General features: G+C 44.2%; 24 protein-coding genes and 1 riboswitch. Of the genes, 22 read left to right on the top strand and 2 right to left on the bottom strand.

What is annotated here, in order from left to right:
- From fadE to sufB, 17 genes are all read left to right on the top strand, one after another.
- On the top strand, window positions 1-1,785 hold the full coding sequence (gene fadE / locus MY9_RS16525; protein ID WP_014665313.1) for an acyl-CoA dehydrogenase FadE: 1,785 nt from the start codon (window positions 1-3) through the stop codon (window positions 1,783-1,785).
- Window positions 1,786-1,895: 110 nt separating this feature from the next.
- The gene (locus tag MY9_RS16520; RefSeq protein ID WP_003222779.1) at window positions 1,896-2,252 is read left to right on the top strand and encodes an arsenate reductase family protein; all 357 of its coding nucleotides are present in this window, start codon (window positions 1,896-1,898) and stop codon (window positions 2,250-2,252) included.
- A 66-nt stretch (window positions 2,253-2,318) separates the two neighbouring features.
- The gene (gcvH, locus tag MY9_RS16515; RefSeq protein ID WP_014665312.1) at window positions 2,319-2,702 is read left to right on the top strand and encodes a glycine cleavage system protein GcvH; all 384 of its coding nucleotides are present in this window, start codon (window positions 2,319-2,321) and stop codon (window positions 2,700-2,702) included.
- Window positions 2,703-2,757: 55 nt separating this feature from the next.
- On the top strand, window positions 2,758-2,994 hold the full coding sequence (locus MY9_RS16510; protein ID WP_003228581.1) for a YusG family protein: 237 nt from the start codon (window positions 2,758-2,760) through the stop codon (window positions 2,992-2,994).
- Window positions 2,995-3,066: 72 nt separating this feature from the next.
- Window positions 3,067-3,429, top strand: a complete 363-nt coding sequence (locus MY9_RS16505) for a toprim domain-containing protein (RefSeq protein ID WP_041521423.1) — start codon at window positions 3,067-3,069, stop codon at window positions 3,427-3,429.
- Between the two features lies 1 nt (window position 3,430).
- Window positions 3,431-3,751, top strand: coding sequence for a thioredoxin family protein (locus tag MY9_RS16500; protein WP_014665310.1), 321 nt, complete (start codon window positions 3,431-3,433; stop codon window positions 3,749-3,751).
- A 106-nt stretch (window positions 3,752-3,857) separates the two neighbouring features.
- Window positions 3,858-4,202, top strand: coding sequence for an SCP2 sterol-binding domain-containing protein (locus MY9_RS16495; RefSeq protein ID WP_014665309.1), 345 nt, complete (start codon window positions 3,858-3,860; stop codon window positions 4,200-4,202).
- 114 nt (window positions 4,203-4,316) lie between these two features.
- Window positions 4,317-4,423: riboswitch (SAM riboswitch) on the top strand.
- A gap of 105 nt (window positions 4,424-4,528) precedes the next feature.
- Window positions 4,529-5,554, top strand: coding sequence for a methionine ABC transporter ATP-binding protein MetN (metN, locus tag MY9_RS16490; protein ID WP_041521532.1), 1,026 nt, complete (start codon window positions 4,529-4,531; stop codon window positions 5,552-5,554).
- Window positions 5,547-6,215, top strand: coding sequence for a methionine ABC transporter permease MetP (metP, locus tag MY9_RS16485; protein WP_003228593.1), 669 nt, complete (start codon window positions 5,547-5,549; stop codon window positions 6,213-6,215). The genes metN and metP overlap by 8 nt, the downstream gene beginning before the upstream one ends.
- Window positions 6,216-6,228: 13 nt before the next feature.
- Complete coding sequence (metQ, locus tag MY9_RS16480; RefSeq protein ID WP_014665307.1) at window positions 6,229-7,053, top strand: methionine ABC transporter substrate-binding lipoprotein MetQ; 825 nt, start codon at window positions 6,229-6,231, stop codon at window positions 7,051-7,053.
- A gap of 339 nt (window positions 7,054-7,392) precedes the next feature.
- Entirely contained in the window at window positions 7,393-7,770 is a 378-nt protein-coding gene (locus MY9_RS16475) for a carboxymuconolactone decarboxylase family protein (RefSeq protein WP_014477920.1), read from the top strand.
- A 193-nt stretch (window positions 7,771-7,963) separates the two neighbouring features.
- Complete coding sequence (locus MY9_RS16470) at window positions 7,964-8,101, top strand: hypothetical protein (protein WP_014665305.1); 138 nt, start codon at window positions 7,964-7,966, stop codon at window positions 8,099-8,101.
- A 192-nt stretch (window positions 8,102-8,293) separates the two neighbouring features.
- A complete protein-coding gene (gene sufC, locus MY9_RS16465; RefSeq protein WP_003327022.1) occupies window positions 8,294-9,079 on the top strand; it encodes a Fe-S cluster assembly ATPase SufC in 786 nt (261 codons plus the stop codon).
- Between the two features lie 17 nt (window positions 9,080-9,096).
- Entirely contained in the window at window positions 9,097-10,410 is a 1,314-nt protein-coding gene (gene sufD, locus MY9_RS16460; RefSeq protein ID WP_014665303.1) for a Fe-S cluster assembly protein SufD, read from the top strand.
- Window positions 10,410-11,630, top strand: a complete 1,221-nt coding sequence (gene sufS / locus MY9_RS16455; protein WP_014665302.1) for a cysteine desulfurase SufS — start codon at window positions 10,410-10,412, stop codon at window positions 11,628-11,630. The genes sufD and sufS overlap by 1 nt, the downstream gene beginning before the upstream one ends.
- The gene (sufU, locus tag MY9_RS16450; RefSeq protein WP_003222809.1) at window positions 11,620-12,063 is read left to right on the top strand and encodes a Fe-S cluster assembly sulfur transfer protein SufU; all 444 of its coding nucleotides are present in this window, start codon (window positions 11,620-11,622) and stop codon (window positions 12,061-12,063) included. Before sufS ends, sufU begins: the two co-directional genes overlap by 11 nt.
- 20 nt (window positions 12,064-12,083) lie before the next feature.
- Window positions 12,084-13,481: a Fe-S cluster assembly protein SufB gene (gene sufB, locus MY9_RS16445; protein WP_003240854.1), complete on the top strand. Its 1,398-nt coding sequence runs from the start codon at window positions 12,084-12,086 to the stop codon at window positions 13,479-13,481.
- Between the two features lie 89 nt (window positions 13,482-13,570).
- Here sufB and MY9_RS16440 read toward each other — a convergent pair whose 3' ends face one another.
- Both MY9_RS16440 and sspG read right to left on the bottom strand, forming a co-directional pair.
- A complete protein-coding gene (locus tag MY9_RS16440) occupies window positions 13,571-13,846 on the bottom strand; it encodes a hypothetical protein (RefSeq protein ID WP_014665301.1) in 276 nt (91 codons plus the stop codon).
- Window positions 13,846-13,992, bottom strand: coding sequence for an acid-soluble spore protein SspG (gene sspG, locus MY9_RS16435; RefSeq protein WP_014665300.1), 147 nt, complete (start codon window positions 13,990-13,992; stop codon window positions 13,846-13,848). Before sspG ends, MY9_RS16440 begins: the two co-directional genes overlap by 1 nt.
- Window positions 13,993-14,150: 158 nt before the next feature.
- Between sspG and MY9_RS16430 the strand changes: the two genes are divergently transcribed.
- From MY9_RS16430 to MY9_RS16410, 5 genes are all read left to right on the top strand, one after another.
- A complete protein-coding gene (locus tag MY9_RS16430; protein WP_014665299.1) occupies window positions 14,151-15,269 on the top strand; it encodes an NAD(P)/FAD-dependent oxidoreductase in 1,119 nt (372 codons plus the stop codon).
- Between the two features lie 102 nt (window positions 15,270-15,371).
- Entirely contained in the window at window positions 15,372-15,746 is a 375-nt protein-coding gene (locus MY9_RS16425) for a nucleotide excision repair endonuclease (RefSeq protein WP_040081896.1), read from the top strand.
- A gap of 205 nt (window positions 15,747-15,951) precedes the next feature.
- Window positions 15,952-16,938, top strand: a complete 987-nt coding sequence (frlB, locus tag MY9_RS16420; protein ID WP_014665296.1) for a fructosamine deglycase FrlB — start codon at window positions 15,952-15,954, stop codon at window positions 16,936-16,938.
- Window positions 16,939-17,018: 80 nt separating this feature from the next.
- Entirely contained in the window at window positions 17,019-18,287 is a 1,269-nt protein-coding gene (locus MY9_RS16415; protein WP_014665295.1) for an ABC transporter substrate-binding protein, read from the top strand.
- 57 nt (window positions 18,288-18,344) lie between these two features.
- A complete protein-coding gene (locus MY9_RS16410) occupies window positions 18,345-19,223 on the top strand; it encodes a carbohydrate ABC transporter permease (RefSeq protein WP_014665294.1) in 879 nt (292 codons plus the stop codon).
- Window positions 19,224-19,225 lie beyond the last annotated feature (2 nt).

Genomic DNA, 19,225 nt, shown 5'->3' with positions numbered 1-19,225 from the left:
ATGGCAAAAAAAACGGCTGACGTACTAAAAGGCGGCGGATTCTTAATCGAGGATGTCACATACGATCAAATGTATACACCGGAGGATTTCACTGACGAGCATAAAATGATTGCGAAAACAACAGAGGATTATATCGAGCAAGATGTTCTCCCTCATATAGATGACATCGAAAACCATCAATTTGAGCATTCTGTCAGACTGTTGAAGAAAGCGGGCGAACTAGGGCTGCTTGGCGCCGATGTGCCGGAAGAATACGGCGGGCTCGGCCTAGATAAGATCAGCTCGGCGCTCATCACTGAGAAATTTTCTCGTGCGGGAAGCTTTTCTCTTTCCTATGGCGCGCATGTCGGCATCGGTTCCTTGCCGATCGTCTTTTTCGGATCAGAAGAACAAAAGAAAAAATATTTGCCTGGCCTCGCTTCAGGCGAAAAGATCGCGGCTTATGCTCTGACTGAGCCTGGCTCTGGGTCTGATGCACTTGGAGCAAAAACAACAGCCGTGCTGAACGAAGCAGGAACGCATTATGTATTAACTGGGGAAAAACAGTGGATTACCAACTCTGCTTTTGCCGATGTTTTTGTGGTTTACGCTAAAGTGGATGGCGACAAGTTTTCAGCCTTTATTGTAGAAAAAGAGTTCCCGGGTGTCTCCACGGGACCGGAAGAAAAGAAAATGGGAATCAAAGGATCATCGACGAGGACCCTCATTTTGGATCAAGCTGAAGTGCCGAAGGAAAACCTGCTCGGAGAAATCGGCAAAGGGCATGTCATCGCCTTTAATATTTTAAACATTGGCCGCTACAAACTGGCGGTTGGCACAATTGGCGCATCTAAACGGGTCATCGAGCTGTCTGCGGCATACGCAAATCAGCGCCGCCAATTTAAAACCCCGATTGCAGGTTTTTCATTGACACAGGAAAAAATCGGGACAATGGCCTCAAGGCTGTATGCGATGGAAAGCTCTGTATACAGAACCGTCGGGCTGTTTGAAGACAATATGAGCCAGTTCACGGCCGAAGATCTCAAGGACGGCCGGCAAATCGCCAAGTCAATTGCGGAATACGCCATCGAATGCTCTCTGAATAAGGTGTTTGGCTCTGAAACGCTTGATTATATTGTTGATGAAGGCGTTCAGATTCATGGAGGCTACGGCTTTATGCAGGAGTACGAAGTAGAAAGAGCGTATAGGGATTCAAGGATCAATCGAATTTTTGAAGGCACAAACGAAATCAACCGATTAATCGTGCCAAGCACTTTCCTGAAAAAAGCGCTAAAAGGCGAGCTGCCTCTATTTGAAAAAGCGCAGTCGCTGCAGGAAGAACTCATGATGCTTATGCCTGAAGAGCCTGGAAGCGGCGTCTTAGAGCAAGAGAAATATATCGTTAAGCAAGCGAAAAAAATTGCGTTGTTTGCCGCCGGCCTAGCTGCGCAAAAATACGGAAAAGCCATCGATCATGAGCAAGAAATTCTCGTGAACGTCGCGGATATTGTCAGCAATGTATACGCAATGGAATCGGCCGTGCTCAGAACGGAAAAGGCCATTGCAGCACAAGGCGCTGAAAAAGCTGCGCAAAAGGTGCTGTACACAGAAATTTTCGTTCAAGAAGCCTTTAACGAAATTGAAGCGCATGCGAAGGAATCCCTTATCGCCATGGAAGAAGGAGACTCCCTCCGCATGATGCTTTCCGCTCTGCGAAAGCTGACACGCGTAACGCCTAAAAACGTGATTCAGAAAAAACGCGAGGCGGCGGCAGGCATTTTTGAGGCTGAGAAATATATTGTCTGATTGGCCATGAGCTCCGCATGCGCGGAGCTCTTTTTTAAGAAGCACTGTTTTAGGTTTTTAAAACAAACTGTGTTAAAATAACCTCGATTATTTTATTGAGGGGGAAGAAGATGTCGTTAACTTTTTACTGGTACCCTAAATGCGGAACGTGCCGCAAAGCAAAGAAGTGGCTTGAAGAGCATGGGAAAGAAATAAACGAAATACATATTGCTGAGCAGCCGCCAAGCAAAGAAGAATTAAAAGCGCTTTATGAAAAAAGCGGGCTGGATCTCAAGAAATTTTTCAACACGAGTGGCATGAAATACCGCGAGCTCAACCTCAAGGAAAAGCTGTATCACATGTCAGAGGACGAACAGCTCGAACTGCTGGCTTCAGACGGAATGCTGATCAAACGCCCGCTTACAACAGACGGCGAAAAAGTGACTGTCGGATTTAAAGAAGACCAATTTGAAGAAAACTGGGCTTAATGTAAATTTTTTTTGAAAAGTGTGGTATCTTCTTATTGTAGTGCTGTAAAAAATGGAGGGATTCAATTGAGCATACCAAAAGATTTGCGTTACTCAGGAGAACACGAATGGGTAAAAGTTGAAGGAGAAAAAGCCAGAATCGGAATTACGCATTTTGCCCAGTCCGAGCTAGGCGACATCGTGTTTGTCGAACTTCCTGAAGTGGGCGCTGAAATCAAAGCGGACGAGCCATTCGGCAGTGTTGAATCCGTTAAAACGGTATCTGAGCTTTATGCGCCGATTAACGGAACTGTTGTGGAAGTAAACGAAGATCTTGATGACAGTCCGGAATTCGTCAACGAATCTCCGTACGAAAAAGCATGGATGATCGTCGTTGAGCCGACTGACGCTTCTGAAATTGAAAAACTGATGACAGCAGAGCAATACGAAGAGATGACACAAGAAGACTAAAACAGGATAGCCGTAAAAGCAATTGGACACGCTAACGTTATGGGAGGTGTCCAATATGGCTTTCGACAAACAAAAGCTCGATGTCACCAACGACGTGACAGGCCGCTTTCAAAATGGCCGGCTCTCATTATATCATGATAATGAGATGATCGGCCAAATGACAAGCATGAATGAATATGAGCTTAAGTCCGGTTATTCCTTTGAAAATGAGAAGTTTTATAAGACAGCCGATGTGGTCTCTGGTGACGACGCAAAATATGTAGATTGTGACTACGAAAACGGCTGGTGTTAAATGTTGGCGGTGAATTTCACTGCCTTCTTTTACAATCTGAACGTTTCAAATTTGACGCGGCAGGTGAAGAAGATGGATGAGCTGGAAAAGGTTATGATTGTCGAGGGGAAATCAGATAAAGAGAAAATCGAAAGCGTCCTGAATGAACCGGTGCGCATTATCTGCACAAACGGAACAATCAGCCAGCTGAAGCTTGAGGAATTGGCTGACGAGCTTTATGATAAAGACGTCTATATATTAGTTGATGCTGATGAATCAGGCGAGAAATTGAGAAAACAGCTGAAGCGTGAATTTAATGAAGCCTGCCATCTCCATATCGACAGAGCCTATAAGGAAGTAGCGGCTGCGCCCAGGCACCATGTCGCCTCTGTCTTGCTGCGTGCGAATCTGAATGTCCATACTATTTTTCTTGAAAGAAAGTCACGAGGTGTATAGCATGAAAGAACTCCAAGAACACGAAATTGATCACATTGAAGATGATGTGTACCTTCTATATTTATATACTCCGTTTTGCGGCACCTGCCAGCTTGCAAGCAAAATGCTGACAGTGGTGAAAGAAATGCTGCCTGATGTCGCCTTCTATCAAAACAATGTCAATTACTCTCCGACATTTGCAAAAGCATATCAAATTGAAAGTGTCCCTTGTTTTCTGCTGTTTAAAGGCGGAAAGGTGGTCGAAAGAGGATATGCGTTTCATTCCGTTTCTTATTTATATGAGCTGATCAAACAAAAATCATCTTCCGCATCCCAATTATGACATATTTCTCAGCATATCCAACGAAATTGTCGTTCGTTTTATAAAGGGGTTCTTGCGACAGAGAGAGAAATGTGTATGTATGACCAACAAATAGGAGGTTGTACATATGGAGAAAGCGGAAGTTTTAGAAGATGAGTATCAGCATCTGTTTTTAAAACCCCTTTTGAATGCCTCAACATTGCTCATTACCTTTCAAGGAGAAGCAGAAGCCTTAACCGTCTCAATAAACGAACAGGGAGAAATGAAAAAAGTTTCTCCGCCCCAAACGTCCAACCTGACCTTTTACGGAAATCAAACGGAAATTATTGATTTATTGCACGGAGACATTTCCCTTCAGCACTTGATTCAGAGCGGAAGCCTCAAAGTAAAGGGGTCATTCAGGGCCCTGTTAAAGCTAGAAGCCATTCTCTGGCTGACAAATGGATTTTTTCAGAGGATTTCTAAGAATTGAAAAATAATAAATTATTATAATAGTAAAAGTTGTCATCATTTATTTTATTGACATTTAATCATTCGCCGTGCTATTCTACATTAAGAATTTCCGGACGAAAAAGACTATATATTTCTCTTATCAAGAGAGGTGGAGGGAAGTGCCCTATGAAGCCCGGCAACCATCAACACTGTTGAAATGGTGCCAATTCACACGAAGCGTTCAGCTTTGAAAGATGAGAGAAAGGCATTTTATATAAGCCTTTCTGCTCAAGTGTGCAGAAAGGCTTTTCTTTTGCAGAAAAAACCGGAAGATTTCTTAGAATAGTGTTAAGGCAGGTGATTGCTTTGATCAATCTTCAGGATGTTTCAAAAGTTTACAAGTCGAAACATGGAGATGTCAATGCTGTCCAAAATGTCTCGCTTTCCATTAAAAAAGGTGAGATTTTTGGAATTATAGGATATAGCGGAGCTGGTAAGAGTTCCTTAATCCGTCTGCTGAACGGCCTTGAGAAACCAACCTTAGGAACCGTGGAAGTGGCGGGAACAAAGATTAATGAAGTAAATGGACGCGGTTTAAGAAAAGCACGCCATGAGATCAGTATGATTTTCCAGCATTTCAATTTGCTTTGGTCGCGGACTGTCAGAGATAATATCATGTTTCCTTTAGAAATTGCCGGGGTGAAAAAGAGCGAGCGGATCAAGCGCGCCAATGAACTGATTAAACTGGTAGGTTTAGAAGGAAAAGAAAAATCATATCCGTCCCAGCTGAGCGGCGGTCAGAAGCAGCGTGTCGGAATTGCCAGAGCGCTTGCAAACAATCCGAAGGTTCTCCTTTGTGACGAAGCGACATCAGCATTAGATCCGCAAACGACAGATTCAATTCTGGATCTATTGTCCGATATTAATGAAAGACTCGGTTTGACGATTGTGCTGATTACGCACGAAATGCATGTCATCCGCAAAATCTGCAACAGAGTCGCCGTCATGGAAAACGGTAAGGTGGTCGAAGAAGGCGAGGTTCTCGACGTCTTCAAAAATCCAAAGGAACAAATGACAAAACGATTTGTTCAACAGGTGACAGAGCCAGAAGAAACGAAAGAAACGCTTCAGCACCTTCTTGATGATACAGCATCAGGAAAAATGGTTCAGCTCACATTTGTCGGTGAGTCAGCTGAACAGCCTCTGATTACAGAGATGATCAGAAACTTCAATGTCAGCGTCAATATTCTGCAAGGGAAAATTTCGCAGACGAAGGATGGAGCTTACGGTTCACTGTTCATCCACATTGACGGAGACGAGGAAGAAGTGCAAAACGTGATCCGGTTCATTAATGACAAACAGGTGAAAGCAGAGGTGATCACGAATGTTTGAAAAATACTTCCCGAACGTTGATTTAACTGAATTATGGAACGCGACATATGAAACACTTTATATGACGCTGATTTCTTTACTGTTTGCTTTTGTCATCGGGGTCATCCTCGGCTTGCTGCTCTTTCTGACGAGCAAAGGAAGCCTCTGGCAGAATAAAGCGGTCAACTCTGTGATTGCGGCCGTTGTTAACATATTCAGATCGATTCCGTTCCTTATTTTAATTATTTTACTATTAGGGTTTACGAAGTTTTTAGTTGGCACGATCTTAGGGCCAAACGCCGCATTGCCGGCGCTGGTCATCGGCTCGGCACCATTTTACGCACGTCTTGTTGAAATCGCGCTGCGTGAGGTGGATAAAGGTGTGATTGAAGCTGCTAAATCAATGGGCGCGAAAACGTCTACGATTATTTTCAAAGTGCTGATTCCGGAATCAATGCCGGCTCTTATTTCTGGCATTACGGTTACAGCCATCGCTTTGATCGGCTCAACGGCAATTGCCGGAGCCATTGGTTCAGGAGGCCTTGGAAACCTTGCGTACGTAGAAGGATATCAGTCTAATAACGCTGATGTTACCTTCGTTGCGACTGTGTTTATTTTAATCATCGTATTTATTATTCAAATCATCGGTGATTTAATAACAAATATTATAGACAAACGATAAGGGAGGATTTACATTGAAAAAGCTATTTTTAGGTGCATTACTGCTTGTATTTGCAGGAGTTATGGCTGCCTGCGGTTCGAATAACGGCGCTGAATCCGGCAAGAAAGAAATTGTCGTTGCAGCAACGAAAACACCGCATGCGGAAATTTTAAAAGAAGCTGAACCATTGCTGAAAGAAAAAGGCTATACGCTGAAAGTGAAAGTGCTTAGTGATTACAAAATGTACAATAAAGCTTTAGCTGATAAAGAAGTGGACGCGAACTACTTCCAGCACATTCCTTACCTTGAGCAAGAAATGAAAGAAAACACAGATTACAAACTTGTGAATGCCGGCGCTGTTCACTTAGAGCCATTTGGTATTTACTCTAAAACATACAAATCACTGAAAGACCTTCCAGACGGTGCGACAATCATTCTGACAAACAACGTTGCTGAACAAGGCCGTATGCTTGCAATGCTTGAAAACGCTGGATTAATCACTCTTGATTCTAAAGTGGAAACCGTTGACGCAACATTGAAAGACATTAAGAAAAACCCGAAAAACCTTGAATTCAAAAAAGTAGCGCCTGAATTAACGGCAAAAGCATATGAAAACAAAGAAGGAGACGCGGTCTTCATCAATGTAAACTATGCGATCCAAAATAAATTAAATCCTAAAAAAGATGCAATTGAAGTAGAATCAACGAAAAACAACCCATATGCTAACATCGTCGCAGTGAGAAAAGGCGAAGAAGATTCTGCAAAAATCAAAGCGCTGATGGAAGTTCTTCACTCTAAAAAGATCAAAGACTTCATCGAGAAAAAATACGACGGAGCTGTGCTTCCTGTATCTGAATAAGTCTGAAACCCCGGATGAGAAATCCGGGGTTCAATTATTGACAAAGCCCTAAAACGATATTAGTTTTAGGGCTTTGTCCTCTTTTCAGCGTGATTGAAAACCCTTGAAGTCTAGGAAGGACGAGCATTGGAGCGGACTTTCACAGGATGTGATGACGACGGCGTTTAGGCAGGATGCCTGAGAATTTAGCCGTTGATCCACTTCGCATTGAGCACCAACGCGCAAGTCTGACAACGAATGCGAGGGTTTGCTGACACGGTGAAACCCCGGATGAGAAATCCGGGGTTTTTTCGCGTATTTTCCTAAAAGCTGCTCATAATAAAAAGGAATGTTAAACAGATGGAGGGATTTTCTTTGAATCAAGACAGAGGAAGCATGCAGGACGCGCTAAAACAATATAAACATGGTTTAGGCACATTTGAACAAAAGATGCCGCTGATGGGAAGGAAATTTAACGAGTTTACTGAACAGTGCTTTGCCGGGAATTCTCTGACTGAAAGAGAAAAACAGCTGATCGCCCTCGGAATCGCCATCAATGCTCAGGACGAATATTGCATGATCTATCATACAAAAGGCTGTCTTGATCAGGGAGCGACAGAAGAAAACATTCTCGAAGCCGTCAGTGTGGCAGCGGCATTTGGAGGCGGCGCGGCCTTCAGTCAAGGCGTGACAGTTGTCCAGCAGTGCATTGAGGAATTCGGAAACACCACGCATTAAGAGAAGGAATATTCCGAAAAACCATTCTCATTTGATCTGAATGGATGCTTTCGTCACATCTGCCGCTATTTCAAGCCATATCCTTTTTGCGGCATCAAACGCAGCACTGATAAAATAGAAAGCAAATATATGAAGGGATTGATTCATTATTTGCAGCAGCCAGGACAGACTGAACCTCGATTATACGTCAGAAATGGAAAAAGCGATGCAGCTGTCACACGGAATTGGATACGAGGAATACGGACGCCGGCTGGAAACAAGAATGAAAGTAGAGCGGCAGAGAGAGCTTGATTATCAAAAAAGCAAGCGGATTTCTGCAGGAGCTTATTGAGAAAATCAATCTTTTAAAAAAGGGTGGGAATCCACTCTTTTTCTTTTTCAATCGCTTTAATAAAGTGCTGATCTTTGTTAAACTTGAGGAATGTGCGAGGCACGATAAAAAGTTGTATTTACTTTTCATTTGTTATAAAATTAGAATGAGAATAAAATGAGAATAATGATTATATATTTTGGAGGTATAGATATGGCTGCTTCAACATTAACGATCAAAGATCTTCACGTTGAAATCGAAGGGAAAGAGATCTTAAAGGGTGTAAACCTTGAAATAAAAGGTGGAGAATTCCACGCAGTAATGGGCCCGAACGGAACTGGTAAATCCACTTTATCAGCTGCTATTATGGGGCATCCTAAATATGAAGTAACAAAAGGCAGCATCACGCTTGATGGCAAAGATGTACTGGAGATGGAAGTGGACGAGCGTGCGCAGGCAGGCTTATTCCTTGCGATGCAGTACCCAAGTGAAATCAGCGGTGTGACAAATGCCGACTTCCTTCGCTCAGCAATCAACGCGCGCAGAGAAGAAGGTGATGAAATTTCTCTTATGAAATTCATCCGCAAAATGGACGAAAACATGGAGTTCCTTGAAATGGACCCTGAAATGGCTCAGCGCTATCTTAACGAAGGCTTCTCAGGCGGGGAGAAAAAACGCAACGAAATTCTTCAATTAATGATGATTGAACCGAAAATCGCCATCCTTGATGAAATCGACTCAGGTCTTGATATTGACGCTTTGAAAGTTGTATCTAAAGGGATCAACAGAATGCGCAGCGAAAACTTCGGCTGCCTGATGATCACTCACTATCAGCGCCTGTTAAACTACATCACTCCGGATGTTGTTCACGTTATGATGCAAGGCCGCGTTGTTAAATCCGGCGGTGCAGAGCTTGCACAGCGTCTTGAAGCAGAAGGTTATGACTGGATCAAACAAGAACTTGGCATTGAAGACGAAACTGTTGGCCAAGAAGCGTAAGCGTTAGGGGGATTAATATGACACTAGATACAAAACTATCCGTAGATCAGGAGTATCTCAAAAGCTTTTCCGAAAAGCATCAAGAACCTGCCTGGCTGAAAAACCTGCGCTTACAGGCTCTTGAACAAGCTGAGGATCTGCCGATGCCGAAGCCTGACAAAACTAAAATCACAAACTGGAACTTCACAAATTTCGCGAAGCATACAGTTGATAACGAACCGCTTTCTTCATTAGAAGATTTGACTGATGAAGCAAAAGCGCTGATCGACGTTGAAAACGAAGATAAAACATTATACGTACAGCGTGACCAGACGCCGGCATACCTTTCACTTTCTCAGGAATTGAAAGACAAAGGCGTTATCTTCACTGATATTCTGACTGCTGCTCGCGAGCACAGCGACTTGGTGGAGAAATACTTTATGAAGGACGGCGTGAAGGTTGATGAGCATAAGTTAACTGCACTTCACGCAGCTCTTGTTAACGGAGGAGCATTCCTTTATGTTCCGAAAAATGTTGAGGTGGAGACGCCGGTTCAGGCTGTTTATGTCCACGAAAGCAATGATACAGCTCTATTCAACCATGTGCTGATTGTGGCTGAAGACCACAGCTCTGTCACATATGTAGAAAACTATATCAGCACTGTAAACCCGAAAGACGCTGTCTTCAATATTATCAGTGAGGTCATCACAGGTGATAATGCCAGCGTGACATACGGTGCGGTGGATAATCTGTCAAGCGGTGTGACAACTTATGTGAATCGCCGCGGCGCTGCGCGCGGACGCGACAGCAAAATCGAGTGGGCTCTCGGCCTGATGAACGACGGCGACACGATTTCCGAAAACACAACAAACCTTTACGGTGACGGCACATACGGCGATACGAAAACGGTTGTTGTCGGAAGAGGAGAGCAAACAGAAAACTTTACAACACAAATCATCCATTTCGGTAAAGCTTCTGAAGGCTATATCTTGAAGCACGGTGTAATGAAAGATTCTGCTTCTTCTATCTTTAACGGAATCGGCAAAATCGAACATGGCGCTTCTAAAGCGAATGCGGAGCAGGAATCACGTGTGCTGATGCTCAGCGAAAAAGCACGCGGAGACGCCAACCCTATTCTTTTAATTGACGAAGACGATGTAACTGCAGGACATGCGGCATCTGTCGGCCGTGTGGACCCTATTCAGCTTTACTACCTGATGAGCCGCGGTATTCCGAAAGAAGAAGCAGAACGCTTAGTCATTTACGGATTCCTTGCACCGGTAGTAAATGAACTTCCGATTGAAGGCGTTAAGAAACAATTGGTTTCTGTTATCGAAAGGAAAGTGAAGTAATGAATATCACAGATATTCGTGAACAGTTCCCGATCCTTCATCAGCAAGTGAACGGACATGATCTCGTTTATCTCGACAGCGCGGCGACTTCCCAGAAGCCGCGTGCTGTCATTGAAACACTGGATAAGTATTATAACCAATACAATTCCAATGTTCACCGGGGCGTCCATACACTTGGAACCAGAGCGACAGACGGTTATGAAGGAGCGCGTGAAAAAGTCCGCAAGTTTATTAACGCGAAGTCAATGGCTGAGATTATTTTCACAAAAGGCACGACCACATCACTGAATATGGTGGCGTTAAGCTATGCGCGCGCCAACCTGAAACCTGGTGATGAAGTGGTCATCACCTACATGGAGCATCATGCGAATATCATTCCGTGGCAGCAAGCTGTCAAAGCGACTGGCGCCACATTAAAATATATTCCGCTGCAGGAAGACGGAACGATTTCTTTAGAAGATGTCAGAGAAACGGTCACAAGCAACACAAAAATTGTTGCAGTGTCTCATGTATCTAACGTTCTCGGCACGGTCAACCCGATTAAAGAAATGGCGAAAATCGCTCATGACAACGGGGCTGTCATTGTGGTGGACGGTGCACAAAGCTCGCCTCACATGAAAATTGACGTGCAGGATCTCGATTGCGACTTCTTTGCGCTTTCTTCCCACAAAATGTGCGGACCCACCGGTATTGGTGTGCTGTACGGAAAGAAAGCCCTGCTGGAAAACATGGAGCCTGCCGAATTCGGCGGTGAAATGATCGACTTTGTCGGGCTTTATGAATCAACTTGGAAAGAGCTTCCGTGGAAATTCGAAGCGGGCACACCGATTATTGCAGGAGCAATCGGTCTCGGTGCCGCCATTGATTTTCTCGAAGAAATCGGTCTTGATGAGATTTCCCGCTACGAGCACAAGCTTGCAGCTTATGCGCTTGAGCGCTTCCGCCAGCTTGACGGCGTAACGGTTTACGGGCCAAAAGAGCGTGCCGGGCTTGTTACATTTAACCTTGATGATGTTCATCCGCACGATGTGGCGACTGTGCTTGATGCGGAGGGAATCGCAGTCAGAGCCGGCCACCATTGCGCGCAGCCGCTGATGAAATGGCTGGATGTAACTGCTACTGCAAGAGCAAGCTTTTATCTGTATAATACAGAGGAAGAGATTGATAAGCTTGTGGAAGCTCTTCAAAAGACAAAGGAGTATTTTACAAATGTCTTTTAATGCGAACTTAGATACATTGTACAGACAGGTGATTATGGATCATTACAAAAACCCGCGCAATAAAGGGGTTTTAAATGACAGCATCGTCGTGGATATGAACAACCCGACATGCGGCGACCGAATCAGGCTGACAATGAAGCTTGACGGAGACATCGTGGAAGATGCGAAATTTGAAGGGGAAGGCTGTTCCATTTCAATGGCATCCGCTTCGATGATGACTCAAGCGATTAAAGGGAAAGATATTGAAACTGCCCTTTCCATGTCTAAGATTTTCTCGGATATGATGCAAGGGAAAGAGTATGATGATTCTATAGATCTCGGGGATATTGAAGCCCTTCAAGGCGTTTCAAAATTCCCTGCCCGTATCAAATGTGCAACCCTGTCATGGAAAGCACTTGAAAAAGGAGTCGCAAAAGAAGAAGGCGGCAATTAAAAGGATTGGAGTGAAAATGGATGGCTAAAAAAATGCCTGATATTGGTGAATACAAGTATGGTTTTCACGACAAGGACGTTTCCATTTTCCGTTCAGAGCGCGGATTGACAAAAGAAATCGTAGAAGAAATTTCTCGCATGAAAGAAGAGCCTCAATGGATGCTTGATTTCCGCTTGAAATCACTTGAGCATTTCTACAACATGCCGATGCCTCAATGGGGCGGAGATTTAAACTCACTGAACTTTGACGAAATTACGTACTACGTAAAACCGTCTGAGCGTTCAGAGCGTTCTTGGGATGAAGTTCCTGACGAAATTAAGCAAACATTCGACAAGCTCGGTATTCCTGAAGCTGAACAAAAATACCTTGCGGGTGTTTCTGCTCAGTACGAATCTGAGGTTGTATACCACAACATGAAAGAAGATCTTGAAGCGCAAGGCATCGTCTTTAAAGACACGGACAGCGCGCTGAAAGAAAATGAAGATATTTTCCGTGAGCACTGGGCAAAAGTAATCCCGCCGACTGATAACAAGTTTGCGGCGCTTAACTCAGCTGTTTGGTCCGGCGGATCTTTCATCTACGTGCCTAAAGGCGTAAAGGTGGAAACGCCGCTTCAAGCTTACTTCCGTATCAACTCTGAAAACATGGGCCAGTTCGAACGTACACTGATCATTGTTGACGAAGAAGCAAGCGTTCATTATGTTGAAGGCTGTACTGCGCCTGTTTACACAACAAACTCACTTCACAGTGCGGTTGTTGAGATCATCGTCAAAAAAGGCGGCTACTGCCGTTATACAACGATCCAAAACTGGGCAAACAACGTTTACAACCTTGTAACGAAGCGTACGATCTGTGAAGAAAACGCAACAATGGAATGGATCGACGGCAACATCGGTTCTAAGCTGACAATGAAATATCCGGCTTGTATCCTAAAAGGCGAAGGCGCGCGCGGTATGACGCTTTCTATCGCTCTTGCAGGTAAAGGCCAGCATCAGGATGCAGGTGCGAAAATGATTCACCTTGCGCCAAACACATCATCCACAATCGTATCAAAATCGATTTCAAAACAGGGCGGAAAAGTAACGTACCGCGGAATCGTCCACTTCGGACGCAAAGCGGAAGGCGCCCGCTCTAACATCGAGTGCGACACGCTTATTATGGATAACAAATCAACGTCAGACACAATTCCTTACAATGAAATCTTAAATGATAACATTTCATTGGAGCACGAAGCGAAAGTGTCTAAAGTATCTGAAGAACAGCTCTTCTACTTGATGAGCCGCGGTATTTCTGAAGAAGAAGCGACAGAAATGATCGTAATGGGCTTCATCGAGCCATTCACAAAAGAGCTTCCAATGGAATACGCAGTAGAAATGAACCGTTTGATTAAGTTCGAAATGGAAGGGTCAATCGGTTAATTGTTTCACAAAAAAGGACGTGACTGGTTTTCAGTCGCGTCCTTTTTGTATGAAGAAGAAAAACCGCTGGCCGCAGGACCAGCGGTTTTTTACTCCTCTTCTATTTCCTGGTTGATAATTTGCTTTACAGATGATCTGCTGTTATTTTCTCTGTTCATCTCTCGCAATTGAGTATAAGCCATATCGAATTCCTCTTTTGTCATCTGCTTTGCGGCTAATGCGGAGCATAATATAGCAAAAGCAATTGGCATTGTATCAATGTGAATGTCGATATGGACCTCTGAGTTGCCGCTGTTTTTGATAGCAGATTCAGTAGTGGGTATCTCTTGTGCATGTCTGTTGATAGGAATGATATTTTCGTTCATTAGTCTTCTCCGTCTTGTGTCTGAGCCTGTGCCTGATCCTGGTCTGTGTTTACGCTGACCACGACTCTTGCATTACCGCTGTTTTGGACTTTTGCGACTGCCGCATCGCGTCTGTTTTCTTCATTTTCATGACGATTTTCGCTCATGGTATCATCCTTTCTCTATTGATAGTGACAGAATATTCGATAGGAGAGTAAAGAGATTGGACGAACTTCGCGGTTTTTCCACATTAGGGCAAAAGGTCGAAGGAAAGCATTTGATTTGGTAAAATGAATAGATATCATAATAGAAAAGGTGTTTGCATATGAAATCATACATCATCGTCGGCGCAGGAATTCTCGGCGCTTCGACGGCTTATCATCTCGCAAAATCTGGCGCTCAAGTTACTGTCATTGACCGGAAAGAGCCGGGACAAGCGACTGATGCGGCGGCGGGGATCGTCTGTCCTTGGCTCTCACAGCGCCGTAATCAGGATTGGTACCAGCTTGCAAAGGGAGGAGCACGGTACTATACGGATTTAATCCATCAATTGGAAGAGGACGGAGAAACAGATACGGGATACAAGCGTGTCGGTGCGATCAGCATTCATACTGATCCGGCGAAGCTCGATAAGATGGAGGAGCGGGCGTATAAGAGGCGGGAGGATGCGCCAGAGATCGGTGAGATTACCCGCTTATCCGCGAGCGAGACGAAAAAACTGTTTCCGATTTTGGCTGATGGCTATGAATCGGTTCATATCAGCGGGGCCGCCCGCGTGAATGGAAGAGCGCTGTGCCGGTCGCTTTTAAGCGCTGCGGAGAAACGCGGCGCAGAGATCATCAAAGGAAATGCATCCCTGCTTTTTGAAAACGGAACAGTCACCGGCGTGCGAACAGATACAAAGCAGTTTGCGGCAGACGCGGTGATTGTGGCGGCGGGGGCATGGGCCAATGAAATCATGAAGCCTCTTGGCATTCATTTTCAAGTGTCTTTTCAGAAAGCGCAGATTATGCATTTTGAAATGACAGATGCAGATACAGGATTCTGGCCGGTTGTGATGCCGCCGAGTGATCAGTACATTCTTTCGTTTGATAACGGCAGAATTGTAGCCGGCGCCACACACGAAAACGATGCCGGTCTTGATGATCTGCGTGTGACAGCCGGAGGCCAGCACGAAGTATTGAGCAAAGCGTTAGGCGTTGCACCGGGCCTTGCTGATGCCGCTGCCATTGAAACAAGAGTGGGCTTCAGGCCGTTTACACCGGGATTTCTGCCGGTCATAGGGGCCGTGCCGAATGTTCAAGGCCTGTACGCTGCTAATGGTTTGGGTGCTTCTGGCCTGACGATGGGGCCGTTCTTGGGTGCAGAGCTCGCAAAGCTAGTTCTCGGAAAGCAGACAGAATTAGACCTTAGCCCTTATGATCCAGCCGGAGCACTTGCATAATAAGTAAGAGCATGACAAACAAATAGTATAAAGCTGTTCTGGCTTTTCTTTTCTGTATGTGTTAGCATTTATCTTTAATGAAAAAGAGGACGTGAACTGATTTTGATAAAAATTGATATCCCCGCACCGAATGTCACTATCACTGAACGACAGCAGTCAGCTAATGATAACGAGCCGAAAATAAAGGCGATATACGGCTTCATCGACTTTCACCAGATCCCACGGGATAAAGGCGGCATCTTTATGTTTTATAACATTCATGACGAGCTGCTGTTTGTCGGTAAAGCCAGAAAGTTAAGACAGAGAATTAAGAAGCATTTTGAAGACAATGTCTCACCGATCAAACATCACAGAGACGAAGTATATAAAATTGAAGTATGTGTAGTCGATGATCCAATGGAAAGAGATATTTACGAAACCTATATCATCAATACACAACAATCGAAGTACAATGTGGACAAGGCATTTTTTAAATAAGAGACGTCAGTCTGCGGATTGAACAGCGAAGCCAGAGCTTAAATGAAGTTCTGGCTTTTCATTTGGGCATTTTTTCACTTATAGGTCTAGTCTACAATTATTGAGAAATTTCAGAAAATAATATTGACAATCCTGGCTGTGGACTTTAATATAACAATATATAATGTTATATAACGTTATATAATAAAAATGGGGAGTGAAGGATTTGAGTCAGGCCACAGCAAAAGTAAATCGTGAGGTTCAAGCTTTCTTGCAGGATTTGAAAGGGAAAACCATTGACCATGTATTCTTTGTCGCATGCGGAGGATCTTCGGCCATTATGTACCCGAGTAAATATGTGTTTGACAGAGAGTCAAAATCAATCAACTCCGACCTTTACAGTTCTAATGAATTTATTCAGCGCAACCCTGTTCAGCTTGGCGAAAAGTCTCTTGTTATTTTGTGCTCGCATTCGGGAAATACCCCGGAAACAGTCAAAGCTGCTGCGTTTGCGAGAGGCAAAGGCGCACTTACGATTGCGATGACGTATAAGCCGGAGTCTCCTTTAGCGCAGGAAGCGCAATATGTTGCCCAGTACGATTGGGGTGATGAGGCGCTTGCGATCAATACGAACTATGGAGTTCTGTATCAAATCGTTTTCGGAACCCTGCAAGTTTTAGAAAACAATACGAAATTCCAACAGGCAATTGAAGGCTTAGACCAATTACAGGCTGTGTATGAAGAAGCCCTTAAGCAGGAAGCTGACAACGCAAAGCAATTTGCAAAAGCTCATGAAAAAGAAAGCATTATTTATACAATGGCAAGCGGTGCAAACTACGGTGTCGCTTACTCCTACAGCATCTGCATTCTCATGGAAATGCAATGGATTCATTCCCACGCCATTCATGCCGGAGAATATTTTCACGGACCGTTTGAAATTATTGATGAATCCGTGCCGTTTATCATCCTGCTCGGTTTAGATGAAACAAGGCCTCTTGAAGAGCGGGCGCTTACCTTCTCGAAAAAGTATGGCAAAAAGCTCACTGTGCTTGATGCTGCATCTTACGACTTCACTGCAATTGACGATTCAGTTAAAGGCTACCTTGCTCCGCTCGTTCTCAACCGTGTGCTGAGAAGCTATGCAGACGAGCTGGCAGAGGCGAGAAATCATCCTTTATCTCATAGAAGATACATGTGGAAAGTTGAGTATTGATCTGAAAATGAGGAACCATTATGCATTAGACTATAATGTTATATAACATTATAGTCTAATGTCCAGAGGAGGCCAACCCTTTGAAGAAAATATTGTTGTTCTTGATCATTGCAGCTGTCAGTATGTTCACCATTGCGGGCTGTTCGAGCCAAAGCAGTTCAGCGGACGGAAAGGTGACATTGAAGTTTTTCCACAGATGGCCGAAGGAGCCGGAAAAAAGTTATTTTGAAGAAGTTGTGAAGGAATTTGAAAAAGAACACCCAGATATCGATATTCAAATTGAAGCCGTTTTAAATGACTCCTATAAAGATAAAATTAAGGTCATGCTGGGAACCACCAGCCCTCCTGACATTTACTTCTCTTGGAGCGATGAGTTTGCTTTTAAATTTATCAGAGGCAATAAAGCACTTGATCTCTCGTCCTACTACAAAAATGACACCGATTGGTCATCACAGCTCGTTCAATCGCAAATTACACCATTTACTTATGAAAACAAGCAATATGGCGTGCCGTGGCAAATGGACGCTAAATCATTCTTCTATAATAAAGACATTTTCCGAAAGCTGAAACTTGATCCCCCGAAGACGTGGGATGAATTAATCAAGGTGTCAAAAAAGCTGAAGGAACATGGCTACACACCGATCAGCTTCGGAACAAAGGCGACTTGGACAATCTCGCACTATATCGGCACGCTTAATCAGCGGATGGTCGATGAAAAAACACGGGAAAAGGACTATAACGCCAAAACGGGTGAATTTACTGATGAAGGCTACGTAAAAGCCCTTGAAAAGCTTCAAGAGCTGACACCTTACTTCAATAAACATGTAAACTCCGTCGACCATGAATATGTGAGACAGCAATTTAAGAGCGGAAAGTCGGCAATGATATATGCGGAAACAGCGGAAATCAAGCTGGTTGAACCGGTTAACCTCGGGATGTTCCCATTTCCTGAAATCAGCGGGCAAAAAGGATCTTCAGAAGCATTAACGGGAGCACCGGAAGGATTCATGATTTCCTCAAGAACAAAACATCCGAAGGAAGCGATGGAGTTTTTGCAGTTTCTGACGTCGAAAAAAATGGGCGAAAAGCTCGTGAAAGATGTTGGAAAATACAGTGCGGTGCAAGGTACGGCTACTGAAGAAAATTCAACAGCCATTCAGCGTGAAGCCGTTCAGCATATTGTTGACGCTAAATCAATGGTGCCATGGTTTGATATGGATGTCGATGTTGAAGTCGCAGATGCGTACCTAACGAGCGTCCAGCAGATGCTTGGCGGCGACATGACACCGCAGCAGGTGATGAAAGCCGTTCAAAAAGCAGCAAAGCAGGCGAGGGCGTCAGCTGAATAAATCAAAGAAAAGGTGAAGCTTCGCACCTTTTCTTTTTATAAAGGAGATGAGATACCCTTGGTCAATCAAAATAAAATAATCCCCTATTTGTTTTTGGTGCCCGCTCTCGTTTTTTTACTTTTCGTTTATATCCCGATTTTTGAGAATGTCTTCCTCAGCCTGTTTCAGTGGAGCTCATTTTCTCCGGAAAAAACGTTTATCGGCTTAAAAAACTATGTTGAATTATTTCATGATCCTGTCTTCTATCAGGCGCTTACCAATAATGTGCTTTATGCAGTGATCTCAATTGTATGCCAGGTATTTGGCGGTTTGATTTTGGCGGCGGTGCTTGAGGATAAGCTGGTCAGAAAATGGTCGCCGTTTTTTCGTACCGTTTTCTTTTTGCCGGTTGTCATCTCCATGACGGTGATCGCGCTTTTGTTTGATTTTATTTACAATCCGGAGACAGGGCTTTTGAATCAGCTGCTTCAGGCCATCGGTCTTGATCAGCTGACGAGGGCCTGGCTCGGGGATGACAGCACAGCTATGCTTTCTGTCATTTTTGTGTCCCAGTGGCAATCTGTCGGTTATATTGCGATGCTGTACATCGTGTCGATCCAAAAAATACCGGATGAACTGTATGAAGCGGCCCGGCTTGACGGCGCGGGTAAAATTCAGCAGTTTTTTCATATTACTATTCCACAGACGAAAGAGATGTCTTTTGTGGCGGTGGTCATGACGCTGACCGGGGCCTTTACGGTATTTAATGAGCCGTACATATTGACAGGCGGCGGGCCGGGAAACGCGTCAGAAGTCTTGAGCACGTTTTTATATAAAAGTGCCTTTACAAAGGATATGATGGGCTACGCCTCAGCGATTGCCACTGTCGTGTTAATCATTACGCTCGCATTGTCGCTCATGCAAATGAAGTTCTTTAAAACCGGAAAGGAGGAGTAACA

It is taken from the genome of Bacillus sp. JS, from assembly GCF_000259365.1.
Taxonomy (GTDB): domain Bacteria; phylum Bacillota; class Bacilli; order Bacillales; family Bacillaceae; genus Bacillus; species Bacillus stercoris.
This window is presented reverse-complemented; position numbering and strand designations above follow the sequence as displayed.

Bases quoted from the DNA above. Each gene is read 5' to 3' on its own strand.
- sufC (WP_003327022.1), top strand. From the start codon at position 8,294: ATGGCTGCTTCAACATTAACGATCAAAGATCTTCACGTTGAAATCGAA.
- sufS (WP_014665302.1), top strand. From the start codon at position 10,410: ATGAATATCACAGATATTCGTGAACAGTTCCCGATCCTTCATCAGCAA.
- MY9_RS16495 (WP_014665309.1), top strand. From the start codon at position 3,858: ATGGAGAAAGCGGAAGTTTTAGAAGATGAGTATCAGCATCTGTTTTTA.
- sspG (WP_014665300.1), bottom strand. From the start codon at position 13,992: ATGAGCGAAAATCGTCATGAAAATGAAGAAAACAGACGCGATGCGGCA.
- MY9_RS16470 (WP_014665305.1), top strand. From the start codon at position 7,964: ATGGAAAAAGCGATGCAGCTGTCACACGGAATTGGATACGAGGAATAC.
- sufU (WP_003222809.1), top strand. From the start codon at position 11,620: ATGTCTTTTAATGCGAACTTAGATACATTGTACAGACAGGTGATTATG.
- fadE (WP_014665313.1), top strand. From the start codon at position 1: ATGGCAAAAAAAACGGCTGACGTACTAAAAGGCGGCGGATTCTTAATC.
- MY9_RS16505 (WP_041521423.1), top strand. From the start codon at position 3,067: ATGGATGAGCTGGAAAAGGTTATGATTGTCGAGGGGAAATCAGATAAA.
- MY9_RS16440 (WP_014665301.1), bottom strand. From the start codon at position 13,846: ATGAACGAAAATATCATTCCTATCAACAGACATGCACAAGAGATACCC.
- MY9_RS16475 (WP_014477920.1), top strand. From the start codon at position 7,393: ATGGAGGGATTTTCTTTGAATCAAGACAGAGGAAGCATGCAGGACGCG.
- MY9_RS16500 (WP_014665310.1), top strand. From the start codon at position 3,431: ATGAAAGAACTCCAAGAACACGAAATTGATCACATTGAAGATGATGTG.
- sufD (WP_014665303.1), top strand. From the start codon at position 9,097: ATGACACTAGATACAAAACTATCCGTAGATCAGGAGTATCTCAAAAGC.
- metP (WP_003228593.1), top strand. From the start codon at position 5,547: ATGTTTGAAAAATACTTCCCGAACGTTGATTTAACTGAATTATGGAAC.
- MY9_RS16520 (WP_003222779.1), top strand. From the start codon at position 1,896: ATGTCGTTAACTTTTTACTGGTACCCTAAATGCGGAACGTGCCGCAAA.
- MY9_RS16430 (WP_014665299.1), top strand. From the start codon at position 14,151: ATGAAATCATACATCATCGTCGGCGCAGGAATTCTCGGCGCTTCGACG.
- MY9_RS16510 (WP_003228581.1), top strand. From the start codon at position 2,758: ATGGCTTTCGACAAACAAAAGCTCGATGTCACCAACGACGTGACAGGC.
- sufB (WP_003240854.1), top strand. From the start codon at position 12,084: ATGGCTAAAAAAATGCCTGATATTGGTGAATACAAGTATGGTTTTCAC.